Source organism: Psittacicella melopsittaci (assembly GCF_003585925.1).
In the GTDB taxonomy this organism is placed as follows: domain Bacteria; phylum Pseudomonadota; class Gammaproteobacteria; order Enterobacterales; family Psittacicellaceae; genus Psittacicella; species Psittacicella melopsittaci.
Window position 1 is genome coordinate 1 of sequence record NZ_NRJH01000014.1, and the last position, 22,202, is coordinate 22,202.

The 22,202-nt window shown below is 35.2% G+C and carries 12 protein-coding genes and 1 pseudogene; 8 read left to right on the forward strand and 5 right to left on the reverse strand.

What is annotated here, in order from left to right; genetic code table 11:
* The first annotated feature begins 426 nt into the window (after positions 1-426).
* The 3 genes from yaaA to CJP74_RS01670 all read left to right on the forward strand — a co-directional run bounded on the left by yaaA (position 427) and on the right by CJP74_RS01670 (position 4,513).
* Positions 427-1,209 carry a peroxide stress protein YaaA gene (gene yaaA / locus CJP74_RS01660; protein ID WP_119496542.1) on the forward strand — a complete coding sequence of 261 codons (783 nt, stop codon included), beginning with the start codon at positions 427-429 and terminating at the stop codon, positions 1,207-1,209.
* Positions 1,210-1,648: 439 nt separating this feature from the next.
* Entirely contained in the window at positions 1,649-2,692 is a 1,044-nt protein-coding gene (locus tag CJP74_RS01665; protein ID WP_119496543.1) for a cation diffusion facilitator family transporter, read from the forward strand.
* Between the two features lie 276 nt (positions 2,693-2,968).
* A complete protein-coding gene (locus CJP74_RS01670) occupies positions 2,969-4,513 on the forward strand; it encodes a leucyl aminopeptidase (RefSeq protein ID WP_119496544.1) in 1,545 nt (514 codons plus the stop codon).
* A 169-nt stretch (positions 4,514-4,682) separates the two neighbouring features.
* Here CJP74_RS01670 and CJP74_RS01675 read toward each other — a convergent pair whose 3' ends face one another.
* The gene (locus tag CJP74_RS01675) at positions 4,683-5,309 is read right to left on the reverse strand and encodes a hypothetical protein (protein WP_119496545.1); all 627 of its coding nucleotides are present in this window, start codon (positions 5,307-5,309) and stop codon (positions 4,683-4,685) included.
* A 305-nt stretch (positions 5,310-5,614) separates the two neighbouring features.
* Here CJP74_RS01675 and CJP74_RS01680 point away from each other — a divergent pair, with 305 nt between their 5' ends.
* Complete coding sequence (locus CJP74_RS01680) at positions 5,615-6,292, forward strand: hypothetical protein (RefSeq protein ID WP_119496546.1); 678 nt, start codon at positions 5,615-5,617, stop codon at positions 6,290-6,292.
* Positions 6,293-7,818: 1,526 nt separating this feature from the next.
* Here the strand turns inward: CJP74_RS01680 and dacB are convergent.
* The 4 genes from dacB to CJP74_RS01700 form a co-directional block, all read right to left on the reverse strand.
* Positions 7,819-9,303 carry a D-alanyl-D-alanine carboxypeptidase/D-alanyl-D-alanine endopeptidase gene (gene dacB / locus CJP74_RS01685; RefSeq protein ID WP_119496547.1) on the reverse strand — a complete coding sequence of 495 codons (1,485 nt, stop codon included), beginning with the start codon at positions 9,301-9,303 and terminating at the stop codon, positions 7,819-7,821.
* A 27-nt stretch (positions 9,304-9,330) separates the two neighbouring features.
* The gene (locus tag CJP74_RS01690) at positions 9,331-10,137 is read right to left on the reverse strand and encodes a hydroxyacylglutathione hydrolase family protein (protein WP_119496548.1); all 807 of its coding nucleotides are present in this window, start codon (positions 10,135-10,137) and stop codon (positions 9,331-9,333) included.
* Positions 10,138-10,150: 13 nt separating this feature from the next.
* On the reverse strand, positions 10,151-10,930 hold the full coding sequence (locus tag CJP74_RS01695; protein ID WP_119496549.1) for a ribonuclease HI: 780 nt from the start codon (positions 10,928-10,930) through the stop codon (positions 10,151-10,153).
* 66 nt (positions 10,931-10,996) lie between these two features.
* Positions 10,997-11,545, reverse strand: a complete 549-nt coding sequence (locus CJP74_RS01700) for a hypothetical protein (RefSeq protein ID WP_119496550.1) — start codon at positions 11,543-11,545, stop codon at positions 10,997-10,999.
* A gap of 2,793 nt (positions 11,546-14,338) precedes the next feature.
* Here CJP74_RS01700 and CJP74_RS01705 point away from each other — a divergent pair.
* From CJP74_RS01705 to mukB, 4 genes and pseudogenes are all read left to right on the forward strand, one after another.
* The gene (locus CJP74_RS01705; RefSeq protein ID WP_119496551.1) at positions 14,339-14,866 is read left to right on the forward strand and encodes a tetratricopeptide repeat protein; all 528 of its coding nucleotides are present in this window, start codon (positions 14,339-14,341) and stop codon (positions 14,864-14,866) included.
* 146 nt (positions 14,867-15,012) lie between these two features.
* Positions 15,013-16,518, forward strand: coding sequence for a condensin subunit MukF (locus tag CJP74_RS01710; protein WP_119496552.1), 1,506 nt, complete (start codon positions 15,013-15,015; stop codon positions 16,516-16,518).
* Positions 16,502-17,263: pseudogene (gene mukE, locus CJP74_RS08225) on the forward strand (chromosome partition protein MukE); the annotation flags it as partial. The gene CJP74_RS01710 and the pseudogene mukE, both read left to right, overlap by 17 nt.
* Before the next feature lie 398 nt (positions 17,264-17,661).
* Positions 17,662-22,116: a chromosome partition protein MukB gene (gene mukB / locus CJP74_RS01720; RefSeq protein ID WP_119496554.1), complete on the forward strand. Its 4,455-nt coding sequence runs from the start codon at positions 17,662-17,664 to the stop codon at positions 22,114-22,116.
* Positions 22,117-22,202: the final 86 nt, after the last annotated feature.

Consider the following 22,202-nt stretch of genomic DNA (forward strand, 5'->3'; position numbering starts at 1 on the left):
TTTACTTTTCCTTTACTTTTTCTTTACTTTTTCTTTACTTTTTCTTTACTTTTCCTTTACTTTTCCTTTACTTTTCCTTTTTTTGCTTTTACCTATCTCTCGTTTTCCTTAATTTTACTTTCTTGTTTTTTGCATTTGTTCTTTTTGCCTTTATCTCTTTTCTTGCTTTTCCTTTGAGCTTGAGACAAGCCTTAAAGCAAAGCCTAAAGTAAAACAAAAAGAAACAGTAAAACTTAAGCAAATCTCAAAAAAACTAAAAACAATTTTGCAACTAATAGCTCTTTAAGATGAGAATAAATTTAAAAATATAAATTTTATTGATCATTAAAACCGATCAATAAAATTTTTCACAATGGCAAATTTTATGGTATAATATACTTGTAAAAAAGATTAACCAGACTTATATGAATTTTTAAGGATTTTAAAATGTTAGTGCTTTTATCTCCAGCAAAAACTTTTAATACAAAGTTAAGCGTACCACATAAGTTTCCAGTACGTGCTCCTGAATATTATGACTCACTAACAGATAAACTAATTTCTAATTTAAAAGAATTAAATCAAAATCAGTTAGAAGAACTGTTAGATGTAAGTGAAAAGATTGCTCAAACTAACTTTGAGCGTTATAAATCTTGGACAAAAGAATTAAACGAAGCAAATGCAAAACCAGCTGCTTTTAGTTTTTGGGGTGATGTAAATAAGCATTTTGATGCTTTTACTTTATCACAAAGCCAATTAAAGTATGCGGATGAGCATGTTCTTTACTTAAGTGGTTTATATGGCCCAGTACGTCCTCTAGACTTTATTAAAGAATATCGTCTAGAAATGGGCAAGTCTCTTGCAACTTCTCCAACTTGTAAGAATCTATACCAATTTTGGCATACTCCATTACTTGATTATTTAAATGCTCGTATTGCAGCTGAAAATATTGAAGTAATTGTGAACCTAGCTTCTAAAGAGTATGCTGGAGCTGTGGATTTTGCTCAGGTTAAAGCCCCTGTGATCGAAATTCAATTCAAAGAGCAAAAAAATGGTGTTTACAAAGTAATTTCTGTAATTGCTAAACGTAGCCGTGGTGAGTTTGCTCGTTGGATTGTCGAAAACAAAGTAACTAAAATTGAACAATTAAAAGAGTTCAATGTAGGTGGTTACTACTTTAACCCAGAAGAGTCTACAGACAAATTATTTACTTTTTATCGCGATGAAAAGTAAAGTTAAATAATATGAATTAAATAGAGTGTTTGTTATTCGAGTCTAGTTTGAATTAAGTTCAAACTAGACTTTTTTTAATAAGTGTGGTTTTTGCTTTTACTCTTGTTTGTGCTCTTGCTTTTACACTTACTCTCACTCTTACACTTCTATTAGTTTATCTTTAGTGTATTAGTGTTTTTTTAGTTGCTCGCCTTTATTTTTAGCAGTTGTAAGTGATTGTCATTTTATTTGCTTTAAAATAAGCTGATTTTTTAAATTTTCTTGCTTGCTATTTTTTCTTTGCTATAATTTTCCCTTTGTTTGTCTTGCAAAAAGTTATAATAAAAAACACATAACAATTATTATTTTGCACGATATTTTAGTGACTTAGCAAAGTATTTTTCTGAGATATTGTGGTAAATATCTGTAAAAAATATTTTGCTGTTTTGGAAAAGATCTTATGACAGTTTTATCTCCTGAAGAGTATAAACGTACGGTAAGTCGAGCTTCAATTGCAGCCATTTGTACTGCGTTGACGCTGATAGTTATCAAGCTTACCGTCGTAATTATGAGTAACTCGATTTCACTCTATGCTTCGTTAATGGACTCAGTATTTGACGTAGCTTGTAGTGTAATTAACTTAATTATTTTACGTAAAGCTTTAAAACCTGCCGATGATGATCATACTTTTGGGCATGGTAAATTAGAGTACTTTGGTATTTTAGGGCAAAGTATTTTTATAGGTACTTTAGCGGTAATGCTAATTGTTAGTGCTATTAACCGTTTTTCTACCCCTGTCCCTATTGAAAAAACCACCCTTTCGGTAATAATTCTTATTATTTCCATTATTATGACCGCAATCCTCGTAGCTTACCAACAGCGAATCATTAGGATCACTGGTTCGGAAATGATAAAAGTGGACCAAGCCCACTATAAAATGGACTGCTTAATGAACGCTTCGGTAGCTGTGGCAATTGTTTTTGCTCACTATGGTTATGCTAAAGTGGATTTAATACTCGCCATAATTATTGGTATTTACATGTTAGTTTCCGTTTATCAAATGATAAAAACTGCCGTAGATGGCTTAACTGACAAGGTACTACCTAGCGAAGATCTGCAGTTAATTGAGCTAACCATAAACAAGCATCCTCAAGTTTTAGGCGTACATGAACTGCGGACACGTCAAGCTGCTAATACCAAATACATTCAATTTCATCTAGAGCTAGACAATAATATTCTCTTACGTCAAGCCCATGACATTTGTGATGAAATTGAAACTACTTTATTAGCTATTTTCCCAGATGCTTTAATTACCATTCACCCAGAACCAAAAATGGTAGCCCAAGAAGAGGCAAAAGGAACTTATCAAGCTAAGACATCTCCTGAACTTGTTGATCTCGTGCAAAACTATGCCGAGCATGAAAACCAAGAACCTCAGCAAAAACGTCGTTTTTGGCGTCGTCGTAAAGACAAGGATCAGGAACAAGATCAAGAACAAGAATAGGTTATTTTTAAGACCAGAAGAATTTTTTTCTTCTGGTCTTTTGTTTTTTAGGTTAGATTTTTTAGAGCCTCTTTTGAGTAGTTTAATTTTGCTAATTTTTCCTTTGCCTAAAAATCTTGCTGACAGAAAATTATTTTTGCATTAAGATATAAAGGGTATAAGCAAGAATTGCTTTTGTTCGCAAAGCAAAATAGCGGTATAATATTAGGTAGATTTGGCTCACTAAGGTTGGGCTAAATAAAGATTAACTTTCGCATAACAAAAAAAGGAAATAGCATGCTTTTTAATGTTGTCCATACACTTCAACATGGTAAAGAAGACACTTTAGTTTTATTTGCCAACACTGAAGGAAAACTTGTAAGAACAAACGACTTAAATGCTGATACTGTAGCTGACGTTGAACGTTTACTAGTATTAGATAACTTCAAAGGCTCTACAGGTGAAGTTTCTCACTTCTACTCTGTAGCTGGTTTAACTGGTTTTACCCGTGTTATAGTTGCCGGTGTAGGTAAATACGATGCTGAGCACAAATTAACAGCTAAAGCATTAAAAAAAGTTGCTGATAAATTAGTAAAAAAATTAGTTGAAGTTAAAGCTTCGTCATTAACTTTACTATTACCAGAAGACTTATTAACTACGGCTGAAGCAAGTGATGCACCTTACCACACTGCTTTAGTATTTGTTGAAGCGATTAACTTTAGTCGTTACAAATTCAAACGCTTCCTGACTTTAGATAAACCTGAAGAAGGTCACGCGGACAACTGCTCTTGCTGTACAGGAGTTAAATCTTATCACTTCTACGTAACTCCAGAACACGCTGCTGCCTTTGAAGCAGGTTTAGCTGATGCACGTTGCATTTCTGCTGGGGTTAAATTAGCTCGTGACTTAGGTAACCTACCTGGTAATATCTGTACTCCTCGCTATCTTGCTGATCAAGGGGAAAAACTAGCTCGTGATTACGACAATATTACTACCGAAGTTCTTGATGAAAACGCTCTTGAAGCTTTAGGCATGGGTTGCTACCTTGCTGTAGGTAAGGGTTCTTCTAACCGTCCATACATGACAGTAGTAAAATACAACGGTGCTCCAGATAGCAACCAACGTCCATATGTGTTTGTAGGTAAAGGAATGACTTTTGATACAGGTGGTTATTCTTTAAAACCAGCTGCAAGTATGGAAGAAATGAAATACGACATGTGTGGGGCAGCTTCGGTATTAGGTTTAGTTAAAGCAGTAGCGGAATTAAACTTACCAATTAACTTAGTTGGGGTTGTAGCTGGCTGTGAAAACTTAATTTCTAGCACTTCATACCGTCCAGGTGATATTCTAAAATCTATGAACGGTTTAACAGTAGAAGTAAACAATACTGATGCTGAAGGTCGTTTAGTATTATGTGATGCTTTAACTTATGTAGCTCGTTTTAACCCATTAAAAGTAATTGATATTGCTACTTTAACTGGGGCATGTATGGTTGCTTTAGGTAGCCGTATTACGGGTGTATTCTCTACAAGAGATGAGTTTGCTCGTGAATTAGTAGAAGCGGGTGAATATGTTGATGACCGTGGTTGGCATTTACCTCTAGACGATGACTTCCGTGCAGACATGCGTGGTAACCATGCAGATTTAACTAACGCAGGTAGTCGTTTTGGTGGGGCTTCAACAGCAGCAGCTTTCTTAAGCTACTTTACTAAAGATTACGACTGGGCTCACTTAGATGTAGCTGGTACAGCTTGGGTTTCAGGTAAATACCACTTAGCTACTGGTCGTCCAGTATCTTTAATGACGCGTTGGTTACAAAACCAAGTAATGCAAGCAGAATAATAATTTATTTCTGTAAAGTAAAAAAAGGCGCCCTAGGGGCGTCTTTTTTATGCTTATGATAAAATTTTTTCAAACAAAATTAGCCCTCTTCAAGTGCTGAGGGCTAGTTATTTTAGTAGCTTCAAGCTTACTTAGCAAAATTAAAGCTAAAGAAAAGTAACTAGTAAACCTAGTTTACAATGCGAATATAAAATTCCTTATAGAAGTGAATAGCACGATCATAGTAGTACTCAACTTCAGGGTAGGCTATCGTAAAATTAGTTCTTATGTTTTCAGGATTTTGTCTAAGCAGGTTCTCTTTATTACTTAGAGCCATATTTTCATTTACTTTCATATTTATAAGCATAAATGTACTTTCCAAAGCCATAGTTTGCAAGTATTGCGGATTTCTTTGAAAAACATCATAAATAGTAAAGATCTCTTTACATCCAGAATATGCCTCGCTTTTCAACTCTAGAGACAAAACTGCAAGATTATTACTCTTAGGCACACAACCTGCGGCAACTTTTAGAAATAAGGTCACGCGAGGATCTTGCTCATAATAAGAATTACTTGGATTATAAGAAAAATTACTATTAAGGTCTGCAAAGAAATGTACCCCTACAGTGTAAACAAAATCAGCTGCATTCATTTCTACGCCATAATAAGTATTTTGTATATTACTAATAGTATTTTTCGCATGTTTAATAATTTCGTCTCTGGCGGTGTTATAACTAGAATTTGCGAAGCTTGGTGCAGTAGTTGCACCTAGGCTTAAGAGAGCAAGACAGGTAGTGATAAGGCTTTTACGAAACATGATTGTTCTCCTATAAGGATATTTTTTAAGTTGAGAAATTGAGAATATTATTATAAATACATCACTTTTTTAACTTTATTATAACGAGATTTTTTTCTTAAGAGAAACCATTTTATATTGAAGTTTCTGAAAAATGTAGTTATTTTCTACTTTTAAATAACTATCTCTAGATACAACTAAGATGTGTATAATATGAAATAATAAAGCCATTGCTTTTGCCTAACGAAGGTTAATTTAGTTCTGCAAAAGGTAAATTCATTTCTCAACAAAAAGTTTTTCTTAAAACTAAAAAAACAATAACAATTATGTCTCGAAAACATGTACTTTTATCACTTTGTGCTTTAGGGGCTACAGGTGTAGCTCTATACTATGGTTATGATTATTACGAAAACAATTCTACTAGAGGCCTAGAAGCAAAGTATGCTAAACTTTCTCCCGAGTTTTCTAAAGCTATGGTATCCGTGAGGAATGGTACTCAAGGTACTTATCAAAGTACCAATAGTAGGCTTGTAAGTCCAACGTATGTAACTAGCAGACATTTTCTCGATATTATTAGTAAAAGTTATTTTGGTGAGTTAAATAAAGAGTTTATTCTTACTTCTAATAGTTATCGTCAAGATCCTAGTATTGATAGATTTATTGAGTTTGCTAAAGTATGTGACAAAATGTCTGAATTAGACATATATAATTATGGGGACCATCCAACTTGTCGATATGCTAACGTGATTTGGGAGCTTAGTCAAAAAGATCCTGAGGTAATCAAAAGCCTTGCTCTTTTAGGTATTATGGCAAGTGCAAGAGAAGTTAGACCACATAATCAAACCGAATTATCTAAGTCATTAATTGCTTTAGAGAAAAATATTTCTAACTTTGATTTAGGTTTTACCTATACTTTACCTACGTCTGAGTATCTTACGCAAGAAAATGTTAGAAGTCATACTAGGTCTTGGTTTAATCTTTCTGTTCTTGAAAGAAGAAAATAAAAACGCTTAGTAAATAAAAGCGGGGTTGATGTTTAATCTCGCTTTTTGCTTTAGCAAAATTTTTTGAGGGTGAGAGTTTTAGCAAAATAATATCCCAAAAGTTATACTCTAAAATTCCAAAAAGCCAAACTACAACCTTGCAAAACCAAAACCTCAACGTCGCAAAATCCCTAAATCTATCCCTCAAAAAAAATCACGCCAAAAAAAAGTGCAAAAAATTGCTCTAAAAAATCATTTTCCAAAAAACTTTTAGGAAAAGATTTTCTTCTTTGTGGGAGTAAAAAAAGCTAATTCTTTACTTCTTTATAGGGGAATAAAAATTAGCCCTTTATAAAACTCTCCTAGTTTAGGCAAGTAATTTAATCTCCCTTAAAAAAACTGCCTAAAATTAGGCAAAAATTAAAAATTTGCCTTTTTATTTCCTGTTTATCAATTACTTAAGAAAATCTTTTAAAAAAGTGTTGATCTGAATAATTATACATGCTACTATAAAACTATACCTAAGGAAATAAAAAATTACGCGAAAAAAAGTATTATTCCTCTTGCCTTTTTTTCTTTTATATTTTCCTTTGCAAACATTTATAAGGCAAGAAAGTTTGTACTTTTTTCTACCTCATTTTTTATTTCTTTTCCTGCAACAATCTTAAGTTATTTTTTAAATTTTTATAAGTTTTATAGGAGTATAAACTTATATTAGTTCTTTATTTTTTTAATACGCTAAATTTAAAAATAAGGAGAGATGCCAACATATGAAAAATTCTTCATCGTAACAAGTTTAACATTTTGGCAACAGGAGGAATACATGCAAAATTTATCTCAGGCTAAAGGGTTCTAAGAGAAAATAATTTTATCCCCTTTATGCTAACAAGTCTGTACCCTTACAGTTATTCTTACTTTAGCAGCAGCTCGTAGTGACTACCAGTCAATGTTAGAGGACAAGGCTTTTACTTCTCGAGATTGAGATTGAGAGAATCAGAAGTTGGCTAACTGATAATAAAGGATGTAGAGGCGGGGGTTCAGTAGATTTACTGAATAGTTTGCATAGTTTTATTTATAGGAATTGATTTTTTTCTAGAGGCACGAGTAATGGCTCTCTAGAAGCAAAACAGATTTTTTTCATAGTGATTTGAGGAGCTTAATTGCTCCTCAAATACTCTCGACAGATTTTTTCACCTTACAAAACCTAACAATAGGGGTTTGTTTATATTTTTTTTCATATTAATATCCTGTCTAATAAAATCTTAAAAACATAAACCAGCTAATTTAGCTGGTTTTTTGCGTAGTAAAAAGACAAAAAACAAATTAAAAACCCAAAAGCAAAATAAATACCCAAAAACAAAATAAAAAGCAAAAATACAAAACAAAAGACAAAAAGCAAAGCAAAAGACAAAGCCAAATACAAAATAAAACCCAAAAGCAAAATAAAACCCAAAAGCAAAATAAAAACCAAAAGACAAAAACCTATACAAATCTACTAGCAAGAGAAAAAGCTAAAGCTCAGGGAGTTCCCTGAGCTTTAGCTTTTTTTATTGTTTATTTAAAAATTCAAGTAGTTGATTTTCAAAATTAACTAAATGCGCATTATTACTTACCAGATTATTAATAAAGTAAGTAAAGGCAATTTTGTGACCTTTGCTGGTTGTAAGGATCCCTGTAAAATTACTTACCCCATTTAATGAGCCTGTTTTGCCGATTAAGCTATAGTTTTTATAGCTAGTACGTAAGGCTAGAGTACCTTCGTTTTGTTGCGGAAAAAGGGTTAAAAGGTTGCTTAATGAGGCGTTATTAGTATAAATAGCACTCATGATTTTTGTCATTTGCACTGGAGTTACATTATTGTAATAAGAGAGCCCTGAGCCATCATAAATACTAGGATCAACTTCGAGTCCTAAAGAAGTAAGCAGTTGACTGTTTACTTGATTAGCTAAAGTATAGGATACAGGTTGCCCTGTACGCTTGAGAGCTATATTACGATAAAGTTGCTCGGCAATGTGGTTTTCTGATTTAGTTAACATGGTTTTAACTAAATCACCTATAGTTGCACTAGGAATACTAAAACTTGGGGTGCGATCACTACTAATTAAAGTTTGCTCGAATTTGAGGTTACTAACTTTAATACCCGCATTAGTTAAAGCTTGACGAATTACATTGCCTGTAAAAAGATCGCCATTAGGAACTGCAAAATACATCCAGATACCATCACGACTTTGGCTACTACAGCCTGTAAGAGTAAAGCTAGTATTTTGTGGATTCGAGTAGTTTAATTCACAGCTTGTGCTTTGGTTACGCGAAACTATCCGAACTTGGGAGTTAATGCTAATTACATTAGCATTAGACACGTTTTTCATTGGGGCAATAGTGCCTACAGCTTTACTGGTATCTAGAGTGCCCGTAATACAGTTGTAGTTATACTGAGCAGCTGAGTTTTCTGAACTATAACACATAGAATTACCATTCCACACCCAGCCTTGTGGACGGTTGTGTCCGGTGTATTTTCCTGTATTAATGGTTAAGGTATTAATTTGCGTTACTCCATTGCCTTTTAATTGGCTAATGAGATTATTTACACTTGCCAAATTAAAGCTAGGGTCACCTGTAAACTCTAAAGTAAGATTCGAGCCATTTAAGTAAGCATTGGTATATAAACGCGAATTAAAATCAAAAGTTAATGCCGTTAATAAAGCAGTAATTACTTTATTGGTAGAAGCGGGCTTAAAATTGAGATTGGCATTGTAACTTAAAACCACGCGATTATTTGTTAAGTCAACAGCATAAACGCCCACTAAAGCTCCTGGTAAGTAGGCTTGAGGATTAAAGTTACCTACTCTACCGCCTGTCCAATCGAGGTTAGGGAGAGTGAGCTGGCTTATTGCCGTACTTGAGGCATATTGTGCCGAGGCGTTTTGGCTTTGTTGAATTAAATCATCCAAAGAATCATTAGCCTCATCAGCCCAGCTTGGCAGGGCTAATAAAGCTAAAAAACAAAGGGGTAGAGAAAGTTTCATAGACATTAGAGATCAAGGTTGAGAGTTGGCAGCCTAATCGTTTACTTGTTGTAAGATTTTAACGGCTGCTTGACGCTTTTTTGCTTGTGCGTAACTACTCCCGAATTGATCTTTTGCTTGACGTAATTTAGTAAATTGATTGAGATCTTTTGCTTGTAAAAAAGGATTATATAGTTTTTCTTGGCTATAAAGCACAGGACTATTACCACGATTTTGGGCAAAAGCTTGACGAGTTTGCTCTTCAAGTTTAGCTAAAGGAGCTTCGAGTTGGGCTTGTTCAAGCGAACGAGCAAAAGCTATATTACTTAAAGTATACTCGTGTCCTGGGAATAACCAGAAGTCGACTTGCCCAATAAACTCTTTAACTTTAACAATCGAAGAGTAAAGTTGTTCATAACTGCCGTCAGGCATAACCTTACCGCACCCTGCACTAAAGAGCAGATCACCAGTAAAGAGGAGGTTGCCTGTACTAAAGCAGAGATGATAATCAGTATGTCCTGGAGTAGCTAAGGCTGTAAAGTTTAAGCCAGCTACAGTAAACTCTTGCTCATCTTGCAGATACTGGCGTGCTTCTTGAGGCACTTGCCATCTAATTGCCGCAAAAATTTGTTCACTAGTATAAACTTGGGTTTGCGGGTAATCGGCAAACAGAGCTTGGAGTCCAGCCACATGATCATCATGTTTATGGGTAATTAAAAGATGGACTTGGCGAATATTATTTTCTTTTAAGTAGGTACGTAAAATCTTATATTCGCCTATATCAACAACTATAGCTTGGTCGTCGACTTTTATAACGTAAATATAATTATCTGAGAGAGCAGAAATAACTTCTACTTGCATGCTCTGATTTCTCCTATTCTTTCTCTACAAGTTCTTTTTCTTGCGCAAAGATTTGTAGGATTTCTTTGTTTATCTCTTTTAAGCGCTTTTGCGTAACTCCTTTGCTCTTCCGGAGTTTTTTAGGCACGGCATTAGCTTTAAAGCTAGCAGCCAGTTCTGCGAGTAAAAGATTAAGTTGTTGTTCGAGAGCCTGGAGTTGATCAAGGTTAGGGTCAGGGTTAGCTTCTGGGCTCTCTTTTGCCTCAAGATAAGTAAAGGCAGCTGCTTTTTTGGCAGCAGCTAGATTGAGGGGGATATTTTTTAATTTAGCGGATGCTTTTGGATTTTCAAGTTCATAAATAAAATCATGGAAAAGTAATTCAGCAGGTTGATCAGCAGCTTGGGTTGCCAGTTGGTCAACAAGCTCATTACCAGCTACGCCCGAGTGAGCAGGAACCTTTTCCCATTGAATGTTAAAGTGGTAGCGATAAACATTACAACGTCTAAAAAGATCAGGATTCTTTTTATCAAGAAAGTTTATTTTCTCCCAACTTTTGATCCATTTGGTCATGGAATCTTTTAAATAGTTCGAATCGGTTTTAAATAAAATAGTATCACCACGCTGAATAAGTTTTTCTTTATGTAAATAGAACATGGCATAAAGAAAAGCACTTATTTCCATGCGGTTATTAGTAGTTAAAGCAAAGCCTTTGGCTTTTTGGGCAAAGAGCTTATTGTCTTTATATACAGCAAAGGCATAGCCTCCGCGTCCTGGATTACTACGACAAGCTCCGTCAATATAAACTGTTATCATGCGAATATTATACAAGAAATAATAAAAGAACCCCAAGCAAAGCTTGGGGTTAGTCTAAAATCTATATTAGTTTCTACGGCAAGTAGCTACTACTTTTGCTTTATCAGTAGAGCTAGAGGTTGCACAAGTGTTTGTCCAACTTCCAGTGTTGCAACGTTTGCCAGTAGCACAATTGCCGTTTGTGCCATTAGCACTATTGCAGGTAGTGGTTGCACAGTTGCCAGTAGTGCAAGTTTTTGTGCCTTTGCCTTTAGCACAATTGCCAGTTGTGCAGTTTGTTGCACATTTACTACCTTCACAAGTTGCCGCACGGTTACCAGTTGTGCAGCTTGCTACACAATTAGTACCTTCACAAGTTCTTGCACCTTTGCCCTTAGTACAAGAGGTTGCACTTTTTGCTCTTTCACAGGTTTTAACGGCTGTGCAATTGCCATTATTACATACTGCAGTACATGTGTTAGCTTCACATTTACTTACAGTAGTACAAGTTGCACTTGCTGTGTAAGTAGTACTTGACCCAGCAGGAGTACAAGCTGCGTTTGCAGGAGCGGTTGCAAAGAATCCAGCTACTACAACTGCAAATAAAGTTGAAAGAGTTTTAAATGATAATTTCATATTACGCCTCTATATATCATTATTTATAACGAAGAAGAACGTTGCCCATTATTTTTAAGGGGGATCGTATAATACCGCCAAGTAGTATACGCCAAATAATGCGATCTTCTTGCTAAGCCAACCTATTCTCTCCAAAAGATGTTGCCTAGCAGGTTATAAAGTTTAAGAACTTTCATTTATCTTTCTTAGACGCCAATCTAATAGTGAAAGATAATTGAATTTAAATTAACTTCTATAAAAGAAGTAAAGCTAAGATTATCTTAAACATTCATGCTTAACTTTATACTTATATTTTATATTAGTCATATTTAAAAGACTATATTAACTCTATAAAAAGTAGGTAATTTGGTACTTTTGATAGAAAATGGTATTAGAGAGGGTGAAAACAGCAAGTTTTAGCTATCAAATGATAGTTTTTTCAAATAAGGGCTAAATTTGGCAAAAAAATATTTGCTTTAAAATCAAAAATTTAAGTATAAGTTATAGTAAACAATAAAGTTGCTAAGGTGCGGAAGATTCGGGAGTTTTGTAAGTTTAGAAAGGAGCTAAAATGAGCAAAATAATAAAATTTAGGAATTTATTGATCGGCAAAGCTAAAAAAGAAAATAAATGTTAGTTTATAACAGAAACGACAAAAATTGCCCTGGCTAATAGAAGGGAAAACCCTCGATATGTTCGCAAGAAATGCATTTTTTTAGCCAAATGCAAAAAAGCAAAAAATTCACGTATTTAGCAAAAATAGGTGATTTTTGTTATTTTGCTTCAAGTTAGCAAAATTGCCTAAATGTTAGTTAACTTTGTTCCTGAAAAAAAGTGATCAAATTTTCTTGGTTAAAAAACTAGCGATTCTCGTTGCTTTTTCTTATTTTTGAATCTACCCCTCAAAATAAGCCCTCTGATTTCTCTACAAAAACCCCTCTAATCTATCAAATGATAGGAAAAGCTTAAAAAACATGCCTTATTTTTAAAGACAACTAACATTTTAGGGGTGATTTTGATCCTTTTATGACCTTGGTTTGCGTTTTGGCTAAAAAAGAAACAAAAAATCCTCTTAGTAAGCTTACTAAGAGGAGTGAAGATTCGATTAAAACGAAATAAATAGATTAAAATTAGATTAAATATTAAATATGAAAAAACTTTACCTTAGCATTATGAATTATGGCGAAATTCATAATTAATTCTTAGAACAGAAAAAGTATTTAAGACTTTTTATTTAAAGGGCTACTTTAAATTTAAATCTGTTCTTACTAGCTTTGGTTTACTTAAGTTATAGACCCCAAAAACTAAAATGCAAATTATTTTTCCAAAAAATTGTCTAACTTGCTGTTTTTTAGTACAGGAAAATAAGAGAAAAATAGGGTAAAAAATAATTAAATTAATTGGCAAAAGAAAAAAATGCAGTTAAAAAAAGCAAATATAAAAATATAGCCCAAGAAAAAAAGATTAAGCATTTGAAAGAACTAAATAAAGCATTAAACCTTTACCAGGCTGATAAAAAAATTTATTACGGTTAATTACTTAAATTAGTGATTGGTTAATATTTCAAATAAATAGCAGATCTTAACTTAAAAAGTTAAATAAATACCCCACCTTAACTTAAAAAGCCAATTAAACACTTTCCCCTAACTTAATAAAGTAATTAAAAAAACTGCCTTAAATAGGCAAATAAACCCAACTAACTAAAAAAAATTAATAAGAATAGATAAAAATAAATAAAAAATATTCCTTAAAAAAGAGTAATTTAGAAAAATATTTAACAAAAACTCGATAAAATTAGAAACTTTTGCTTTTATTTATTGTCTAAGTAAATGAGTAAAAAAGATTAATTATTTTTCCTTTTAAATTAGGCAAAGAAAAATAAAAAAATAAATTATTTAATTAATTTTTTTAGTAAAAAATTGCCTAAATTAGGCAAGTTGGTCAAAAAAATTGCTAAAAATTTACAAAAAAGTTTACTTAAATTTCAACTGATTAAGAAAAAAGTCAAAAAAAATGTAAAATTTTAGACGACTTTTTGAAATTAGATTTGTCTAAGTAAGTGTAAAAATAATTAATATTGAGTTTATATTATTTTTTAGTTTTTATTCCTAAAAAATAAAACCACTTATTAACTTAAGCGGTTTTTCTGTTTTCACACTCTGTGTGCGTAGCTACTAAATTAAAAAAATTAAATTAATTTAATTATTTATTTAATATTTTTTCTTTGGTGGTTAAAAAAATACTAAATTTTTAATCTTAAAAAACAACAAGTTAAGAAATTAATTAAAATTTTGTAAAACTTTTAACAAAATTATTTGTCAAAGTTTACGTCCTCATTAAAATAATTGCCTTATACCTTATTTGCTGGCAATGAGTAATTATCTTTATCACGCCAAAAGTAAAGATAAGAATTAGTTATTCGATACCGCCTCTTCGTGTAGCTAAGTACTCTCCGCAAATTTTGCGCCAACAGAATTTGCATTTACATTTACATATAGTTGTCGCCAAATAAGTTATAAGAAATTTAAATTTGGATAACAGAATTTTAGATTTCATACCATGGTCTAGCATATCCCTCTCGCTTTAAGCGCCAACTTAAATCGACTCATACAGGAAATATGCATAGTTTGCGCCAACAAACTAATAGATCTTATTCAATCGAATCTAATTAAATTGTTTTAAGTAACAATTTAATTTTCATTTTATACGCCCAAAACTAACTTATAGCCAAATAAGTTAGTTTTTTTTGTTTGAAATTTCTCTCTTTGCCGTTATAACTTTAAATAAGGACAATGAATATTTTATTAGACAAGTATGCGTATTTTTCTTCTCTTCTGTTTTGGTCTAGTAGCTTTTAGTAACGCTCAGGCTAATACTTACAGTATTAGTAGCAACAACCAAAAGCAAACAATTTCTTGGAGTAGTCAAGCAAAGGCTCAGACACAGACAAATCAACCAGCTCAAGCACCAACGAGCACCAACCAAACAAAAAATGACTATAATCTAGGCGTAAAAGCTTACAATGCCAAAGATTACATGACCGCCCGCACTTATTTTTTCCGTGCGAGTAAACAAGGTTCTATTGGAGCAAAACGCTACCTTGGCTTAATGTACTTAAATGGCCAAGGGGTGACTCGTAATTTAACTAAATCATTTAATTATTTTTCGGCAGCTGCCAAGGGTAACGACGCTGTAGCTTTATACTATGTAGGACGAGCTTACGAGTATGGTCAAGGCGTGAGCCGTAACCTTAACCAAGCTAAAAGCCACTATCAAAAATCAGCTCAACTCGGTAACAATTTAGCTAGTCAAGCAGTGTTACGTTTAGGGCAACAAAAATAATTTCCCGCTCAAAGGTAACTTTGAGCCTTTTTTGTGTCTAATTTCGGGATTTTTTCCCCGCTGTGGCATAAAAAAGATATAATATAAAAGTTATACTCTTATGCTAGGCTAAGAGCCTAGTTGCACTAACTAGATTTGGAATATTTATGGAAAGCTCACAAGCTAATTTTCACCTCAATGATCTTTTAGAGTGGGTGAACAATAATGGGTTTTCAATAAACCTTTCAAGTGATCGTATAGGTTTTTTACTCGCGATCCATACCTTTCAGCGTACGAGCACGAGCGAGTTGTCAGAAGAAATTCTTATTGACCTCTATCGGCAAGTACTAGCCCAACAAAACCAAAATGCTTCAGATTTAACCGAAGCTACTTCGGCAGCTAGGGCAAATAAAATTATTAACGATATGGTGACGCAAAAGCTCCTTAATCGTTTTAGTCTCGACTTTGCAGAAGACCCTGATGTTGCCAACCAATCTTCGATTTATCGTCTTTCGCCTTTAGCTATAGGTATTGCCGATAACTATATTAGGCAAAAAGAATTTTCCCAAGTGGGCTTGAGCGTGCAATTATCTATGGTTGCCAAGGAGATGAATGAAATTACGCAAGTTTGTACCCAAAGAGGAGACTATTCTTTTTGGCGTACTAATGTCTATGCTCCTTTACGTTACTCAGTTGCCGAGATTTTTGATTTAATTGACTATCGTCAGCGTGAGCTTGATGAAGATCAACACCAAATTAAACAACAAATTTCCGAACTTCTCTCGCAAAACTGGGCAGCTGCTATAGATAAGTGTAAAGACTTATTAGCCTCAACTGGAGATACGCTCCGAGAACTGCAAGATACTTTAAGTTCGGCAGGTGATAAGCTCCAAGCTCAATTAATTACTATTTACTATGCCGTAAACCATCATATAGAGGCATTAAATACTTTAGCTATTCTGCAAAACGAACCTGAGTTAAAAAATACTCTGTTCCGTGATAATGTCGAACTTTTAGCTTTAGTTGAAGCTTATCAAACTGAATATACAGCCGAGGATCTAATTGACCTCGAAGCTATTTTTGCCCAAATAAACGAACTTATTGGCCATTTACAAACCAAGCTCGACCGGATTATTTCTTGGGGACAACAAAGTATAGATTTATGGATCGGCTTTGATCGTCACATTCATAAATTTATTCGTAATACCATTGACCTCGATAAAAACCGTGTATTCTCAACCCGCTTACGTCGTTCGGTAAGTGAATATTTACAGCAACCGTTTTTCCTTACTTATGTTGAGCAAGAGCGGATTCTCGATATGCGTGTAGAAGCCCAAGACCTAGTTGAAGGGGAAGAGATTGGGGAAATTCCGGAGGCATTGACCTATGAGTCTTACGACAATATTCAAGAGCAAATTGCTCAGGCAATGCAAATGGTGTTAACTCCATTCAAACAAAAACAAGAACCTTTAGACGTGGCCTTTATTCTGCGAAATATTCTTCGCGATAACCCTTTAGCAATTCATTTTGATGTAGCCCGAATTTTTGTTGAACAAGCAATGCGCTTGGGCGTATCAGCTGATGAATTAGCGGGAGTACAGGCTCTATGGCAAGATGTTAATGAGCAACATGCCCAAGTGCAGGCTCATGTGATTAATCGTTACCCAGCTTGAGGATTTGGCGTATATGAATAACTTATCAAGTAAGTTAATTGAAGCATTAAGTAGTCCTTTGTTTCCTGAACTAGATACGCAACTGCGAGCAGGGAAACACATTTGTAGTGAAGACATGGAAAAACACAGTTTTTGTCATGACTACTTTAATGAACTCGATAACTTTTATCGTCGCTATAATGTGGAGTTAATTCATGCTCCAGAAGACTTTTATTACTTACGTACTAAGAGTACAAGCATTATTGCGAGCTCTCAACTTAGTGAATTAGAAATGTTAGCAGGAAAAATTCTTTGCTTGCTATATCTTTCTCCTGAACGTTTAGCACAACAAGGAATTTTCTCAGCCCAAGAAGTATATGATGAACTTGTCTCTTTAGTAGAAGTTGAACGCCTGGTAAAAATTATTAACCCTCGTTCTACAGGTTCGGATTTAGATAAAGTTAAACTCTTTGAAAAATTACGTTCGGCTTTAAATCGTTTAGCTCGAATTGGCATGATTAGCTTTTTAGGCAAGGATAAAAGTCGAGATCGTTTTTTAATTCGTAATGCCGTGTTTCGTTTTGGTGCTGAAGTGAGAACAGGTGAGGACGCAAGCCAAGCCCAAGAAAAACTTATTCGTTCTGGCGAGGCTGTTACCCCTGAGTCTTTAAAACTAGCAGCCCAAGCTCAAAAAGCAAAAGAAGAGGCTGAGGCAAGTCAAGACTCTCAAACTCCTGAGCAAGAACTTGACTCTGCCCAAGAGCAAGAACAAGAAGAATCTGCAAGCCTTGCCGAGAATCAAGACTTAGAGGCTCATGCTCCAGAAGAGCAAGAAGATCAAGATTTTGATGAGGAAGATCAAGACAACTTCGATGATCAAGACGAAGACGACTTTGATGATGAAGATCAAGACGACTTCGACGATGAAGACGAAGATGACTTTGACGATGAAGATGAAGACGACTTCGAAGATGAAGACGACTTTGATGACGAAGATGAAGACGACTTCGAAGATGAAGATGAAGACGACTTTGACGACGAAGATGAAGACGATTTCGACGACGAAGATGAAGATGACTTCGATGACGAAGACGACAGCTTCGATGATCTCTACGGTGATAATCCATCCTTTGCCAAAAATAAATAAGAAAGATAGGTAGCAAAATGCTAAAACGAGGAAAGTTTAAATCCTTAATCATGATGAACTGGAATGGTTTTTTTGCCAGAAAGTATGATCTTGATGATCTAGTTACCACTCTTTCTGGGGGGAACGGGGCTGGTAAGTCAACAACCATGGCTGCCTTTATTACAGCTTTAATTCCAGATCTAAGTTTATTACATTTCCGTAATACTACCGAAGCGGGTTCGACCTCGAGTTCGCGTGATCGCGGTTTACACGGAAAATTAAAAAGTGGCGTATGTTACGCTGCTCTTGAATGTGAAAACTCGCGTGGAGAAATTTTACTCTTTGGGGTAAGATTACAGCAGGTTGCAGGGCGAGATAAAAAAGTAGACCTTAAGCTCTTTTCCATTATGGGCTTACAAGGGCAAGATGTAACCCAACTCTTTTTACAGCAGTTAGGGCAAAATCGTGCCAAAATCATTCCTCTCAATGACTTAAAAGAAGTTTGTGAGCAACAAGGTTTAGTGTTAAAAACCTATCACTCTTTAGGCGATTACCATGCCCAAATGTTTGATTATGGTTTCTTACCTAAGCGTTTACGTACGCCTCAAGATAGATCTCGTTTTTACCGTCTTATCGAAGCTTCGCTGTATGGGGGTATTTCTTCTACGATCACCAAATCTTTACGTGAGTATTTACTACCAGAAAATACGAGCGTAAAACGTGCTTTCCAAGACATGGAAGCGGCAATTTTAGAAAACCGTATTACGTTAAATAAAATTGAGCAAACCCGCAGTGATCGTAATCTTTTCCGAGCATTAGTTGATGCAGCCGTAGACTATGTAGCTGCCGATTATGTTTATCAGCACAATCAGCGTAAAGAACAAGTTGAACAACTTCTGGCGGCTCGTAAACAAAAACAACAGCTCCAAACTAAATACCAAGGCTTAACTACTAGTGTGCAAGCTTTTGAGTTACAGCAAAGTCAGTACCAAGAGAACTACCAACAGCTGTTAAGCCAGTATGAGCAAGCTAATGAGTATCACAGTTTATTAGTTTCGGCATTTCGTTTACAACAGCAATATGATGAAGCTTTAGTACGTGTAAATACTTTACGCGAAGAGGCAGAAATTGCTCAAGTACGTGCCGAAGACTTGGCTATAGCTCGGGAAGAAATTAGCGATAAGATTCTGAGCCAAGAAAGTCAAATTGACAACTTACGTCGTCAGTTAAGTGACACTCAAGCGGCTTTAGACCAGCAAGCGACCCGTCAAGTGCAATATAAGCAGGCCGTAGGTAAACTAAATGAGTTTAACACTGCCTATACGCAAGCTTATGCTCAGCTAGATGCTAGCTTACAAGTTTATGGCGAACAAACTTTAGCTTTAGAGCAAGTAGTTGCTCTTAGTGAAAAATTTGCTCCAGCCTTAGCTCAAGTTAACCAAAACTATTATGAACTGGATATGGCACAAAAAGTTAGCCAAAGTTCAGGAGAAAAACGAGCTAAGGTGCAACAGGCTTTAACTAAACTAGCTGGACGCGAAGTTGCCCCAAAACAAGCTTATGCTTTAGCGCAAAGTTTGGTGAAGGGGGCAATTATTAAACGCAACCTAGCCGAACGTAGTAACCAACTCGAAAGTGAGTTTAATAGCTTACATGCTCGCCGTGAACAAGTGCAAGCAAGTAGTAACCAAGTAATGCAATTACAGCAACAACTTGGAGAGAGCTTTAGTTCACGTCAAGAGTTAATGGATTACTTTGCGGCTAACCAGGAAGCTTTTGCTCAAGTTGATGAGCAGCGTAATGAAGTAAAAGATACGCTAGGGGCTTTACAAGCTCAACTAGGGGTAGGGCAAAATCAGCTTAACTTATTACAACAGCAACGTGTACCTTACTTAAAAGCTCAAGAAGAGTTAAGTAAAATTAATGCTAAACTTGAGCAACCAATTAGCAATGCTCAACAAGCACGTCAAGCTTTAGATTATTATCTGGGCATTAGTAACAGCCAAGGTCTACAAGTACAAAACCTAGAAAAACAACGAGATCAGCTCCAAGAGCGAATTTATCAAGTTGAAAAACAAGGTATGGGCGTAGATCAGCAGTTACAATATATAGCTCAAGATCTCAACGGGGTGTTATTATCAGAAATTTATGATGATATTAGCCTCGAAGATGCTAACTATTACTCGGCATTATATGGTCCTGCTCGTGATGCGATTGTAGTGCCAAGTTTTACTGATATTGAAGCTAAGTTAAGTCAGTTAAAAGACTTACCTTCAGACCTCTACTTAATTGAAGCAGACTTTAATGACTTTAATGAAAGTATGTTTGATAGTACGCTTCTCGATGAAAAATCAGTAGTAGTACGCATTAACCAAAACCAAATTCGTTACTCGACTATTCAGGAAATGACTACTTTTGGGCGAGCAGCTCGAGAGAAGTTTTTAGAGCAAGCTAAAGACGAACTCAAAGATGTACTTTATCAACTGAACGAAATTGAGCGTGAACATTTTGTTAATAAGGCTCTTGCTGAAAGCTTAACTTCGTTTATTGCCCAGTACTTTGATGTAGCCTTTAGAGCAAATCCTGAAGAGCAAATTAACCAATTAACGCGTCAAGTAAATGCTCTCGAACGTGAAATTAACAGTCTGCTACGCAATTTAGAGAGTTACAATGCCCAAATTAGCGATTTTACACGCAAAAATAGCATCTTAAATCGCTTAATTAATGTGTTTACCGCTCCAGAGGCAAGCCTCGAAGATGACTATCAAAGAGTACGTAATGAGTTAAATCAAGCTAAAGAAGCAAAAAGATACATTCAGCAATATGGTGAAGTCTTAGAAACTTTAGAAGCTGATTATGCTTTATTACAGTACCAAGTGGACGAAGGACAAGATCTAAGTGCTCAACTTGAGCAGGTTAAAGAGCAACGTCGCGTTTTAACTAATTTACAACACTTGGCTCTTGAAGTAGCAAATCGTCAACAACACTTTGATTATAAAGATCTAGGTGAACTTCAAGGTGATGAACTGGCAGATAGCCTAAGAGCACAATTAGCTACTCTTGAAGCTACTTGGGGTGAAGACAAAGAGCAACTAAAACAGGCAGTAGCGCAACACGAGCAAGCCCGTCAGCAAGTGTTTAAAGCCCAAGCTGAATTAGGAGCTGCCGAAAATAGTCTCAACCAATTAGGTAAAGACCTCAACCAAACTGGAACTAATGTAAACCAAGCTGCTGTTGATGCTGCCAAAGCTAAGGCTACGCAATTATTAAATCAAGTAGAGCAAGTTAAAGAACAAATGGTAAACGCTAAAAACGAATACCAAAACAATCTCGAACGCTTACAAGGTCTCTCTGAGCAAATTGACAAAGCGCAAAGAGAGTTCAAGCTCTTACGCACAAGTGTAATTGATAGCAAAGAAAAATGGCAGTTATCGCAACGTTTGGCAGCCGAGCATCAAGTAGCTACACGTTTATATAACCCAGATTTTCTTTCTTTAGCAAATAGTGAGTTACGCTCTAAATCTGACCGTGCTTTAGGGGTGTTACGTACTTTAATTAGTGATAATGAGTATTTACGCGACTCTTTAAAAGCTTCGGAAGATTCACGTCGTCCTCACTTAAAAGTAGAGTTCTTTATTGCCGTGTATCAACACTTAAGAGAACGTATTCGTCAAGATGTTCTAACTACTAACGATCCAATTGAAGCTATTGAACAAATGGAAATTCAATTAGATATGTTAAGTAGTAAACTTGCTGAACGGGAAAAATCTCTAGGTATTTCGGCAGCAGATGTGGCTTCAATTTTAGATAAGACTATTCAGCGTGAACAAAACCGTATTTGGCAATTAAACCAAGGCCTACAAAATATGAGCTTTGGGCAGGTTAAATCGGTGCGTTTAACGGCAACTTGTCGTGAAAGTCATGCTTTACTTTTAAATGCTTTACGAGATACAACTAATAAGTACGCAGATCTATTTGAAAATAGTGAAATTAGTTTTACCGAGGCTCTAGCTCGTTTATATCAACGCCTCAATGTTGATTTTGAGGTGGGGACACGTAACTATCAAACTATCGGTGAAGAGTTACTTGATTATCGTAACTATATAGATTTAGGAATTGAAGTATTCCGTGGTTCAGATGGTTGGTTAAAAGCAGAATCTGGTGCTTTATCTACAGGTGAAGCTATAGGTACGGGGATGTCAATTCTTCTTATGGTGGTACAATCTTGGGAAGAAGAATCTAAACGTATTCGTGCCAAAGACCTCTTACCATGTCGTCTCTTATTCCTTGACGAGGCTGCTCGTTTAGATTCTAAATCTATAGCAACGCTCTTTGAATTATGTCAACGCCAACAAATGCAGTTAATAATTGCGGCTCCAGAGAATATAGCTCCTGAAAATGGAACTACTTATAAACTGGTGCGTACAATTGACGGTGATCGTGAATATGTACAGGTTATTGGCTTACGTGGCTTTGGTAAAAAAGAAGAGTAAGTTTTGATTCTTGTAAAAGTCCTTGACGAGAAAGTCGAGGACTTTTTTTATAGGTAAATTAGTTAATTATGTAAATTTGTGATCAG